Source organism: Lentzea sp. NPDC060358, from assembly GCF_042725365.1.
Taxonomy (GTDB): domain Bacteria; phylum Actinomycetota; class Actinomycetes; order Mycobacteriales; family Pseudonocardiaceae; genus Lentzea.
The window spans coordinates 1-11,563 of record NZ_JBHXCW010000237.1 but is presented as its reverse complement, the minus strand read 5'-3'; the positions used below and the strand labels follow the sequence as shown (position 1 = coordinate 11,563).

General features: G+C 70.4%; 10 protein-coding genes. 7 read left to right on the top strand and 3 right to left on the bottom strand.

Annotation, left to right across the window (positions count from 1 at the left end; all coding sequences use genetic code 11):
- Nucleotides 1-50 precede the first annotated feature (50 nt).
- Nucleotides 51-458: a superoxide dismutase, Ni gene (gene sodN / locus ACFWGZ_RS33775; RefSeq protein WP_382455642.1), complete on the bottom strand. Its 408-nt coding sequence runs from the start codon at nt 456-458 to the stop codon at nt 51-53.
- A 73-nt stretch (nt 459-531) separates the two neighbouring features.
- Between sodN and ACFWGZ_RS33770 the strand changes: the two genes are divergently transcribed.
- On the top strand, nt 532-834 hold the full coding sequence (locus ACFWGZ_RS33770) for a S24 family peptidase (protein ID WP_382455641.1): 303 nt from the start codon (nt 532-534) through the stop codon (nt 832-834).
- On the opposite strand, the gene ACFWGZ_RS33765 is transcribed toward ACFWGZ_RS33770, so the two are convergent.
- On the bottom strand, nt 824-1,423 hold the full coding sequence (locus tag ACFWGZ_RS33765; protein ID WP_382455640.1) for a dTDP-4-dehydrorhamnose 3,5-epimerase family protein: 600 nt from the start codon (nt 1,421-1,423) through the stop codon (nt 824-826). The genes ACFWGZ_RS33770 and ACFWGZ_RS33765 overlap by 11 nt on opposite strands.
- Nucleotides 1,424-1,756: 333 nt before the next feature.
- On the opposite strand from ACFWGZ_RS33765, the gene ACFWGZ_RS33760 reads away from it, so the two are divergent.
- Both ACFWGZ_RS33760 and ACFWGZ_RS33755 read left to right on the top strand, forming a co-directional pair.
- A complete protein-coding gene (locus ACFWGZ_RS33760) occupies nt 1,757-2,953 on the top strand; it encodes an NADP-dependent malic enzyme (RefSeq protein WP_382455639.1) in 1,197 nt (398 codons plus the stop codon).
- Nucleotides 2,954-3,231: 278 nt separating this feature from the next.
- Nucleotides 3,232-6,399 (top strand): EAL domain-containing protein, encoded by a 3,168-nt coding sequence (locus ACFWGZ_RS33755; protein ID WP_382455638.1) that lies wholly within the window; start codon nt 3,232-3,234, stop codon nt 6,397-6,399.
- Here the strand turns inward: ACFWGZ_RS33755 and ACFWGZ_RS33750 are convergent.
- Nucleotides 6,361-7,905, bottom strand: coding sequence for a bis-aminopropyl spermidine synthase family protein (locus ACFWGZ_RS33750; RefSeq protein WP_382455643.1), 1,545 nt, complete (start codon nt 7,903-7,905; stop codon nt 6,361-6,363). The two genes, ACFWGZ_RS33755 and ACFWGZ_RS33750, sit on opposite strands and share 39 nt — an antisense overlap.
- A 137-nt stretch (nt 7,906-8,042) precedes the next feature.
- On the opposite strand from ACFWGZ_RS33750, the gene ACFWGZ_RS33745 reads away from it, so the two are divergent.
- From ACFWGZ_RS33745 to ACFWGZ_RS33730, 4 genes are read left to right on the top strand one after another with little or no spacing between them, the layout of a single operon-like run.
- Entirely contained in the window at nt 8,043-9,125 is a 1,083-nt protein-coding gene (locus tag ACFWGZ_RS33745; protein WP_382455637.1) for an ABC transporter ATP-binding protein, read from the top strand.
- Nucleotides 9,122-9,760: an ABC transporter permease gene (locus tag ACFWGZ_RS33740; RefSeq protein WP_382455636.1), complete on the top strand. Its 639-nt coding sequence runs from the start codon at nt 9,122-9,124 to the stop codon at nt 9,758-9,760. Before ACFWGZ_RS33745 ends, ACFWGZ_RS33740 begins: the two co-directional genes overlap by 4 nt.
- A 7-nt stretch (nt 9,761-9,767) precedes the next feature.
- Complete coding sequence (locus ACFWGZ_RS33735; protein WP_382455635.1) at nt 9,768-10,430, top strand: ABC transporter permease; 663 nt, start codon at nt 9,768-9,770, stop codon at nt 10,428-10,430.
- Nucleotides 10,427-11,323, top strand: coding sequence for a glycine betaine ABC transporter substrate-binding protein (locus ACFWGZ_RS33730; protein ID WP_382455634.1), 897 nt, complete (start codon nt 10,427-10,429; stop codon nt 11,321-11,323). Before ACFWGZ_RS33735 ends, ACFWGZ_RS33730 begins: the two co-directional genes overlap by 4 nt.
- Nucleotides 11,324-11,563: the final 240 nt, after the last annotated feature.

The following is an 11,563-nucleotide window of genomic DNA, read 5'->3' as shown; positions in this document are numbered from 1 at the left end:
CTGCGAAATCGAGTTTCGCAGGTCAGCGGCGTCGGTGAGACCGGGAGGGCTCAGCCCTGCTTGGTCTCCCAGAAAATCTTGTCGATCTCCGCGATCAGGTCCAGCAGCTGCTGACCGGACGCCGGGTCCATCGACCCCTTGGTGCCCGAGGCACCGGCGGCCTTGGTGGCGCGGTTGAACAGGTCGTGCAGCTCCGGGTACTTCTCGAAGTGCGGAGGCTTGAAGTAGTCCGTCCACAGCACCCACAGGTGGTGCTTGACGAGCTCGCTGCGCTGCTCCTTGATCAGGACGGCGCGCTCCCGGAACTCCGGGTCCTCGTTGGCCTGGTACTTCTCCTGGACCGCCTTGACCGACTCGGCCTCGATGCGGGCCTGCGCGGGGTCGTAGACACCGCAGGGCAGGTCGCAGTGCGCGGTGGCTTCGACGCGCGGGCGGAGAATGCGCGACACGAGTCGCATCGTTCCTCCCAGAATGAAAACAGTGGATGCTCCGACATGCAGAACCCTACTCCGGCTGCGCGAAAGGTGATCGTTGAGACCACGACTCTCGACCGTGCTCGTCCGCGGGCCCTCGATGGCGCCCGCCCTGAGGGACGAGGACGTCGTGCTGGTCAGGTGGGGTGTGCAGCCCCGGTCCGGGCAGATCGCCCTGGTGAGGTGGGCGAGCCGGCCCGGGCAGCTGTCGGTCAAACGTGTCTCTCATCCCGTGGACGGCGGGTGGCACGTGGTGGGGGACAACCCGTTCGCGAGCACGGACTCCGAGCAGCTCGGGGCAGCTGAGGTGCTCGGAGTCGTCAAGGCCCGGCTGTGGCCCAGGCCCGCGTTCAGACTTTGAGGGACGCGTAGAGCGCCAGGCAGTCCTCGTAGCGCGGGAGCGTGCCGGCCTCGTACGCCTGCCCCAGGGTGGGGGCGTCGGTGTCCTTCTCCGACAACAGGAACTCGAGCTCGCGCGGCCACGGCAGGTCGAGCGCGGGGTCCAGCGGCGTGAGGCCGTGCTCGCCGGTCGGGTTGTAGGGGGTGGAGCAGAGGTAGTGCATCGTCGTGTCGTCCTCCAGCGCGATCATCGCGTGGCCCAGGCCCTCGGAGAGGTAGACGGCGTTGCACTTCTTCGCGTCGACGAGCACCGCGTCCCACTGGCCGAAGGTGGGGGAGCCGACGCGGATGTCCACGACCACGTCGATGAACGAGCCGCGCGGGCAGAAGACGTACTTCGCCTGCGACGGCGGCACGTCCGCGAAGTGGATGCCCCGGATGGTGCCCGCGCGGGACACGCTGTGGTTGGTCTGGGCGACCCTCAGGGGGTGCCCGACCGCCTCGGTGAAGGAGGCCTCCTGGTACGGCGCGACGAACAGACCGCGGTCGTCGGGGAATGTACGAGGGGTGAACTCGAACGCGCCGTTGATTTTCAGCGAACTCGCCTGCATGCCGTCACTCTAAGGCGTCACTTCTTCTTGACCGATCGGGTGCTTCCTGCCAGCGAAAACTGACCGGTCGGTTCAGAAAACCGGACGGACGTCTTGCTACATGCCCTCTGACCTGCGGAAAAAGTGTGATCCCCGCCGCAGACAGCGCCGCGCGTCCCTGCCACACTTCGCTCCACCCGCAGCACTCGGGCAGTTTTCCGCCGCAACTCGTCGGAGGACCTCGACCGAGTTTCCAGGCCCCGTGCACCCGGCGTGACAACGCTGGGACGGTGCGCCGTTTGGTGATGAGCCCACTCAGGGCCATTCCGCCGCCCGCACCGCAGGAGGGACGCCGTGACAGCAGTGAACGAAGCCCGTACCGAGAACTCCGATCCGACCCAGTTGACGGACGAGGAGATCTTCCAGGCGCACCTGGGCGGGAAGCTCGAGGTCGGCGCGACCGCCTCGCTCGCTGACCCGAAAGCGCTGTCCATCGCCTACACGCCCGGCGTCGCGCGGGTGAGCACCGCCATCGCCCGCGACGCCTCCCTGGCCGCCCGGTACACGTGGGCGCACCGCCTGGTCGTCGTCGTCAGCGACGGCACCGCGGTGCTCGGCCTCGGCGACATCGGTCCCAGCGCGTCGCTGCCCGTCATGGAGGGCAAGTCCGCGCTGTTCAAGACGTTCGGCGGCCTCGACTCCATCCCGCTCGTGCTGAACACGACGGACGTGGACGAGATCGTCGAGACGCTTGTGCGGCTGCGCCCGTCGTTCGGGGCGGTCAACCTCGAGGACGTCTCCGCGCCGCGCTGCTTCGAGCTCGAGCGCAAGCTCGTCGAGGCGCTCGACTGCCCCGTCATGCACGACGACCAGCACGGCACCGCCGTCGTGTCGCTCGCCGCGCTCAACGGCGCCAACACCGTGCTCGGCAAGAACATCGGCGACCAGCGGGTGGTCATCTCCGGTGCGGGCGCCGCGGGCATCGCGATCGCCAAGATCCTCATCGCCGCGGGCGCCGGCGACATCACGCTGCTCGACTCGCGCGGCATCGTCCGCACGGGCCGGGCCGGTCTCAACCCGGTCAAGGAGGAGATCGCGGCGGTCACGAACTCGAGCGGCCTCGAGGGCGGCATCGACGTGGCCCTGCGCGGCGCGGACGTCTTCATCGGCGTGTCGTCGTCCAAGGTGCCCGAGGAGCTCATCGCGAGCATGGCGGGCGACTCGGTCGTCTTCGCGCTCTCGAACCCCGACCCCGAGGTGCACCCGGAGGTCGCCGGGCGGCACGCCGCGATCGTGGCGACCGGCCGCAGCGACTTCCCGAACCAGATCAACAACGTGCTCGCGTTCCCCGGCATTTTCCGCGGGGCGCTCGACGCGGGCGCGCGCCGGATCACCGAAGGGATGAAACTCGCCGCGGCCGACGCAATTCTGGCCGTCGCGAAAGATGATTTGGGTCCAGATCGAATTGTTCCCTCGGCGCTCGACCCGCGCGTCGGACCCGAGGTCGCCGCGGCCGTCGCGGTGGCCGCGAAGGCCGACGGAGTGGCCTGATCCGGGCCTGATCCGGGCACCGCGCGGGCGTGAGCTGGGCACGAGCGCGCCCGGCTCCGCGTCGTATTCGCCATCCATGTGCATCTGCACAGGGACCGGAACCACGAACGTGGCTTTTCGTTAACCCGTGCAGGGGTGGGCGATGACCGTCCGAAGCGCTACCGTCCCTCTCCTCGGATGTTCATCCGGGGAGAGGGTTCGTGTTTGCCGCCGTTCGGGTGCCGTTGTCGCGTCCACTCGAATTGCCGCGGGCGGTGAATGCGGGAGAGGGTGGGTCGGTGCCCAAGTGGGTGGGACGCGCGACAGTGGTGAACGGCCGGATGCGCACGGCCGGGAAACCGCAGGTGGCGCTCGACGGGTTGACCATGCCCGACACTCCGTCGTTGCTCGTCGACGGCAACGGCGTCGTCGTGCAGGCGAACGCGGCGGCCGTCGAGCTGGCGGGCGCGCGGGGAACCGACGACCTCGTCGGACGGCCGCTCGGCGACCTGCTCGTCGGCAACGCCTCCGACCTCCGCCTGGCCAGGGCCGACGGCACCGAACTGCCGGTCCGCGTCGCCCGCACGGCCGTTCCGGGAACGGGCCTGCAGGCCGTCCTGCTGATCGACGTCTCCGACCTCGCCGCCGCCGCGGACGCGCTGCGCGACGAGCAGCGCCGCCTGCGCAAGGTGCAGCGGGTCGCCGAGCTGGGGTCCTGGGAGTTCGACCCCGCCACCGGCATGACCGTCTGGTCCGACACCCACTACGAGCTCCTCGGCGTCGACCGCGGCAGGGTCGTGCCGGGTGCGCAGGCCGTCCTCGACGTCGTGCACCCGGACGACTTCCACATGGTCGAGACCTACTGGCACGGCCGCGAGATCACCGGCGACCCGATCGACATCGAGTACCGGATCATCCGCCCCGACGGCCAGCTGCGGTGGATCCGCGGTGTCGCCGAGGCGCGGCTGACCGACGCGGGCGACCTGGAGAAGATCACCGGCTACATCCGCGACATCACCGAGGCGAAGCGCGCGGCCACCGAGCTGGCCCAGGAACGGGCGCGGCTGCTGGAGGCGCAGCGCATCGCCCGCATCGGCAGCTGGGCCTACGAGACCGGCACGCGCGCCGTGCACCGCAGCGAAGTGCTGATGGAGATGTTCGCCGAGCTCGGCATCACGCCGGACGACGACCTGCTCAGCGGCGTGCACCCGGACGACCGCGAGGCCGTGAAGGCGATCCGGCTCTCGTTGCTGCACGCGAGCGACGGCGAGCCGGTCGAGGCCGAGGTGCGCAGCGAGGTCGGCGAACGCGTCTACATGTGCCGTGCGCGCGCCGAGTTCGCGCCGTCCGGCCGCATCGAGCGCTACCACGGCACGATCCAGGACGTCACCGAGGCGCGGGCGCTGGAACGCCAGATGCGCGAGGACCGCCGAAGATTGGCGGACGCGCAGCAGGCCGCCCGCCTCGGCATGTGGGAGTGGAACCCGGGCTCCGGCGAGGTCGTGTGGTCGGACATGCTCCGCGAGCTCTACGGCATCCCCGCCGAGGTGGCGGGCAACTACCGGTACTACCTCGACCTCGTGCACCCCGAGGACCGCGCCTGGGTCGACGACCTGTGGCGCCAGCTCGCCGTCGACGAGGTCGCCGTCCAGTGCGAGCACCGCGTGGTGCGGCCGACCGACGGCTCGACGCGCATCTTCCGCTGCCACGGCATGATCGTCCACGACGCGCGGGGCAACCAGCTCGCCGTCGGCACCGCGCAGGACGTCACCGAGCAGCGCGCCGCCGAGACCCGCATGAAGCGGTCGTCGCAGCGCTTCACCGACCTCGTCTCCGTCACCCCGGTCGGCATCGGCCTGTTCGACGAGGGCGAGCGGCTGGTCGACGCCAACGACGCCCTGTGCGACCTGCTGGGCATGGAGCTGGAGCAGCTGCGCGGCATGACCGCCGAGCAGCTCACCCACCCGGAGGACACCTCGCCGGGCCTGCAGTGGGCGGCCGAGCGCACGCAGAAGATCCCGCAGCGCATCCTCGTGCGCCCCGACGGCGAGAAGGTCTACTGCGAGCTGCACATCGCGCTGTCCGTGCAGGACGACGGCCGCCGCTTCTGGCTGATCGTGTTCCTGGACATCACCGAACGCCGCCGCGCCGCCGAGGCGTTGCGCCACCAGGCGACGCACGACGAGCTGACCGGACTCCCGAACCGCGCGCTGGTGAAGGAGATCCTCGGCAAGGTGCTCGACGGCCCCGGCCGGGCGAAGGTCGCCGTGCTCTTCTGCGACATCGACAACTTCAAGCGCGTCAACGACTCCCTGGGCCACGACGCGGGCGACGAGCTGCTCGTGGCGTTGGCCCGCAGGCTGGAGGGCGGCCTGCCGGACGGCTGCACGGCCGCGCGCCTGTCCGGTGACGAGTACGTGATCATCTCCGAGGACATCGACGCGGTGGGCGGCGTGGACGCGCTCGCGACGCGCGTGGCCTCGTTGCTGCGCACCGCCGTTCCCGTGCACGGCCAGCTGGTCCGCGTGTCGGCGTCGATCGGCGCCGCCGTCCCGAACGGCTCCCGGGCCAACGGGGCGGACCTGCTGCGGTTCGCCGACGCCGCCATGTTCGAGGCGAAGCGCGCGGGCGCCGGCCGGGTGTCGCTGGCCTCGGCCGCGCTGATCGCCTCCGCCGACCGCCAGGTGCACCTCGAGGGCCAGCTGCGCGACGCGTTGCAGCACGACGGCCTGGCGTTGCACTACCAGCCGGTCGTGGGCGTGGACGGTTCCGTGCTGACCGCGGAGGCGCTGGTGCGCTGGCCGCACCCGGACCGCGGCCTGCTGCCGCCGGACGTGTTCCTGCCGGTGGCCGAGCAGGGCGACCTGATGCGCGAGCTCGACCGCTGGGTGCTGCGGACGGCGCTGCGGGAGGCCGCGACGTGGCCCGCGCCCGACGGCCGCCCGGTGTCGGTGGCGGTGAACCTGGCCGGCCTCGTGCCGGGCGATCCGGAGTTCGTCGACATCGTGTCGACCGCGATCATGGAGTCCGGCGTCCCGTGGGAACGGGTGGTGCTGGAGCTGGTCGAGACGGCGTTCGTCGACCTGCCCTCGCGCGTGCGCCAGTCGATGGACGAGCTGGTGAAGCGCGGCGTGCAGTTCGCCGTCGACGACTTCGGCACCGGCTACTCGTCGCTGGCCCGCCTGAAGGACCTGCCTGCGCAGATCATCAAGGTGGACCGGCGCTTCGTCTCGGGCGTGGGCAACGACTCGTCGGACTTCGCCGTCGCCCGCGCCGTCGTGGACATGGCCCGCGCGATGGGGCGCAAGTGCGTGGCCGAGGGCGTGGAGACGGCCACGCAGTTCCACGTGCTGCGCGGGGTGGGCGTGGACGCGTACCAGGGGTGGCTGTTCTCGCGTCCGGTGCCGCCCAAGGAGTTCCGCGCCGTGCTAGCCCTCGGGCCGCTCCACATACCCCGCGCTGGCTGAGATCTCCGGCAGCAGTGCCGCGATCCGGTGCTTCGGCAGGTCGACCAGCCGCAGCTCGAGGTCGTCCGGCGACGCGGCGGCGTTGTCGACGATCTCGGCCGCCTGCCGCTTGGTCAGCACGCCCTGCGACGCCGTGATCAAGGCCTCGCGCCACACGTTGCGCAGCTTGCCGTGCGCCTTCATGAGCACCTCGCGGACCGTGCGGTCGCCGAGTGACAGCGTGCCGGTCAGCACCTGGTCCGCGACGACGATCGTGGTCTTCGCGTCCGGTTTGTTGCGGAGGAACTTCAGCTTGAACCGCGTCGCGACGAGCTCCTGCAGCTCCTTCTGCCCCGCCTCCGACGACACGGCCGGGTGATTGTTCGGCACGAGGCACGCCAGGCGCGCGGGCGAGGACGACAGCAGGGTCCGCAGCAGCCACGGGCCGGGGTCCGCCGAGAGGTCGACGGCCAGCGAGGCGGCGCCCTTGCCCACGGGCTCGGTCCAGCCGGCGGCGCGGGGCTTGGGCGGCGGCGAGGACTCGGGGCGCGGGGCCAGATCCGACAAGGCGGACAAAGCTTCCTTCGACGGTCCCGCCGACTCCACGGACTGCGCGCCGTGCGTGTAGATCCGCGTCCCGCCGGTCACCGCGCGGCGCCCGGTCGGGCGGCACACGTACAGGTCGGCGGCCGAGCCGATGGCCTGCGCGCCGTCGAAGCGGTGGAACGCGGGCAGGATCGCCTCGAACACGAGGCCGAGCTTCTGCAGCTCCTGCTGGACCTTGAGCCCCAGGGCGGGCGTGCGGTCGGAGAAGCCGTACGCGAGCAGCACCCGGCCGCCCGCGACGTCCTCGAGCGCCTCGACCGCGCGGCCGGCGAACAGGCCCATTCCCTCCGGCGTGTACGGCGGGTCGCTGAACACGAGGTCGAACGACTCCACCGCGGCAGTCGGGAGGCCGAAACGCATGTCGCAGTGCAAGGTCCGGACGTCGAGCCCGCGTGCGGCGGCCCGGGAGTCGATGAACTCCAGCAGGCGCTCGTCGAGGTCCACGACCGTGATCGACACGGCCGGGTTGACCGCGGCGACGGCGAGCGAGGTCAGGTCGTGGTCGCCCAGGCACAGCAACCGCTTGCCCGCGAGGTCGTAGGTCGAGTTCAGCCACACCGCGCGGTTGAGCGCGGTCTCGGCCGTCGCCTGCACGTGGTCCAACGAGGACAGAGGCGGCGGCACGTCGGCGATGTCCACGAGGATCTGCCGCAGCACGTCGGTGTGGTCGCGGACACCCGAGACGCCGAACTCGGCGCGGTAGGACGCCACCAGGCCGGGAGCGATGCGGTGACGATCACCCGAGGACTCGGCGTCGTCGCCCAGGGCTTTGAGCAGGTCCTGGACGGTGCGGCGGGGCACCGCGGGCAGGCGTACGAGCTCGGCCAGCGGGTGCCAGTCCTCACTGAGCAGGGACAACACCTCGCGGAGCTTGCGGGCGTGCACTCCGCGCTCGGCCACCAACTGCCGGACCTGATCGATCGTCACAAGCGGTAAACCATACGGCCCGTCACATGGTGGAACGCTGTGCCGGGGTACGCCGAACGAGTTAAGGTCTTTGGGATCTACGTCCAGGGCGGTCCAAACGGGGTGGCCGTCACGACCGGAGGGATCTTCGGGTGATCGAGTTCCGGGCCGTCACCAAGCGGTTCGAGGACGGGACCATCGCTGTCGACGAGCTCGACCTCGCGGTCGAGGCGGGCACCATCACGGTGTTCGTCGGTCCTTCCGGCTGTGGCAAGACGACGTCGCTGCGCATGGTCAACCGCATGATCGACCCGACCTCGGGCACGATCCTGGTGGACGGCAAGGACGTCCTGACCGTCGACCCGCCGACGCTGCGGCGCGGCATCGGCTACGTGATCCAGCAGGCGGGGCTCTTCCCGCACCGCACCGTGCTGGACAACGTCGCGACCGTGCCCCTGCTGTCCGGGTGGGACAAGCGCAAGGCCCGCACGCGCGCCGCGGAGCTGCTCGAGATCGTCGGGCTCGACCCGGCGTTCGGCAAGCGCTACCCGGCCCAGCTCTCGGGCGGTCAGCAGCAACGCGTGGGCGTCGCCCGCGCGCTCGCCGCCGACCCGCCGGTGCTGCTCATGGACGAGCCGTTCAGCGCCGTCGACCCGGTCGTGCGCGAGGACCTGCAGAACGAACTCCTCCGCCTGCAGGCGGAACTCGACAAGACGATCGTGTTCGTCACGCACGACATCGACGAGGCGCTCAAGCTCGGCGAGCGCGTCGCGGTGTTCCAGAAGGGCGGGCACCTCGCGCAGTACGCGAAGCCGCAGGAGCTGCTCAGCGCGCCCGCCAACGACTTCGTGGCCTCGTTCGTCGGCCGCGACCGCGGCTACCGCACCCTCACGTTCCTGCACGCCGACGTGCCCGTGCACCCCGTCGCCACCGCCCGGCTCGGAGAGCGCATCACCGTGACCGACTGGACGCTCGTCGTCGACGAGCAGAACCGGCCGAAGGGCTGGCTGTCCGGTGTGGACGGTGAGGTCGAGGTCGCCGAGCAGGACGTGATCTCCGGCGGCTCCCTCTACGACGGCTCCACGCTGCGGGGCGCGCTCGACGCGGCGCTCAGCTCGCCGTCCGCACTCGGCGTGGTCGTCGACGACGCGGGCGCGGTGAGCGGCGTGGTGAAGGCCGACGACGTGATCAAGGCCCTCGCGAAGGCCCGCGCGGCGGGTGAGGTCCCGAGGTGACCTGGATCCTCGAGAACTGGGGGAGGTTCTGGGAGGTCACCGAGGTGCACCTCCGGCTCTCCGTCGTGCCGGTGCTGATCGGGTTCGTGCTCTCCGTCCCGCTCGGGTGGGTGGCGAGCAGGTCCTCGACGGCGCGCGCGGTCATGTTCCCGCTCGCCAACGTCCTGTTCACGATCCCGTCCATCGCGTTGATCGTCATCACGCCGGTGCTGATCGGCGTGCGGATCCTCGACGAGATCAACGTCATCGTGCCGCTGGTGATCTACACGGTCGCGCTGATGGTGCGGTCGGTCGCGGACGCGCTGTCCGCGGTGCCGGGCAACGTCACGGCGGCGGCGAACGCGATGGGCTACCGGCCGCTGCGCCGGTTCCTCACGGTCGACTTCCCGCTGGCGCTGCCGGTCACGATCGCGGGCCTGCGCGTCGCGACGGTGTCGAACATCAGCATGGTGAGCGTGGGCGCGCTCGTCGGCCTCGGCGGTTACGGCCAGCTCTTCACCGAGGGCTACCAGACGGACAACTCCGACAAGGTGCTCGCGGGTCTCATCGGGACGGTCGTGCTGGCGGTGCTCGCGGACGGCCTGCTGCTGCTCGCGGGCCGGCTGCTGACGCCGTGGGCACGGGCGGGGAGGTGAGCTGAGAATGGGCTGGCTCTTCGACCCCGCGCACTGGTCCGGTTCGACCGGCATCCCGGTGCGGCTGGCGGAACACCTCGGCTACACGCTGCTGACGTTGCTGATCGCCGCGGTGATCGCGATCCCGCTCGGCGCGTTCGTCGGTCACACCGGCAAGGGCGGTTTCGTGATCGTCGGGCTCTCCAACGCGCTGCGGGCGCTGCCGACGACGGCGGTGCTGATCCTCGTCGTGCTGTGGGCGGGCCTCGGCGATTTCCCCGTGTACGTCGCGCTCGTGCTGCTGGCGGTGCCGCCGATCATGGCGGGCACCTACGCCGGCGTGCGCGCGGTGGACCCGGTGACGGTCGACGCGGCACGCGGCGTCGGCATGCGCGAGTCGGGCGTGCTGCTGCGGGTGGAGATCCCCAACGCGCTCCCGCTGATCTACGGCGGTTTCCGCGGCGCCGCGCTGCAGGTCGTCGCGACCGCCACCATCGCCGCCTACACCGGCGCCGGTGGCCTCGGCAGGTTCGTCTTCGACGGCCTCGCGTTGCAGGAGTTCGGACAGATGCTCGCCGGCGCGGTGCTCGTGGCACTGCTCGCCGTTGTAGTCGACCTGGGGTTCGCCGGCCTGCAACGGCTGACGGTCTCGCCAGGGCTGCGTCCAGCAGGAACCGGAGGAAAGAGATGAAGCGCATCGCGACAGCCGTCGCCGCGGTCATGCTTTTGTCGGCGTGCGGTGGTGACCCGCTGACGGGCGGCGCCAACAACCCGGCCCCGACGGACACGATCGTCGTCGGGTCGGGCAACTTCACGGAGTCGCGCCTGCTCGCCGAGATCTACGCGGAAGCCTTGTCCGCCAAGGGCGTCAAGGTCTCCAAGAAGCTCAACATCGGCAACCGGGAGCTGTACTACAAGGGCGTTCAGGACGGCTCGATCGACCTGATCCCCGAGTACACCGGCGTGCTCCTCAAGTACATCGACAAGGACGCGCAGGAAGTCGGCGCCGACGAGGTGTACGAGGCGCTGAAGAAGGCGCTGCCGCAGAACCTGATCGTGCTGGACAAGTCGGAGGCCGAGGACAAGGACGCGGTCGTCGTCACCAAGCAGATCGCGGCCCAGTACAGCCTGAAGTCGATCGACGACCTCGTGCCGTACTGCAAGGACCTGGTCTTCGGCGGCCCGCCGGAGTTCCAGAACCGCCCCGACGGCCTGCCCGGCCTGAAGGCCAAGTACAACTGCGAGTTCAAGGAGTTCAAGGCCCTCGACGTCGGCGGCCCGCTGACGGTCGCCGGCCTGAAGGACAACACGGTGCAGGCGGCCGACCTGTTCACGACGGACTCCTCGATCAAGGCCAACGAGTTCGTGGTGCTGGACGACCCGAAGAACGTGTTCGCCGCGCAGAACGTGCTGCCGCTGATCAACGAGAAGAAGGCGTCGCAGCAGGTCCGCGACACCCTCAACGCCATCTCGAAGAAGCTCGACACGAAGACCCTGCTCGACCTGAACCAGAAGCTGGCGGCGCCGGACAAGCCGGAGCCGGACAAGATCGCCAAGGAGTGGCTCGCCTCGGCGGGCATCTGACCTCCGGTCTTGGCGGGGCGGGCACCTCCGGGTGTCCGCCCCTGTTCGTTCTGGTGGTTGGGTTGCTTTGGCGGTGTTGCTGTTGCGCGGGTTGGTTCTGGGGGCGCTGCCCCCTGGCCCCCGACACTCCCGAAGGAGCCCTCCAGCGCCGCTCGCAGGCTGATGGCACGCCTGTTGTGTTGGGCGGCTTGCTGTTGCGCAGGCGGTTCCGGTGCGGTGGTGGCTCCCCCGTCCAGCGAG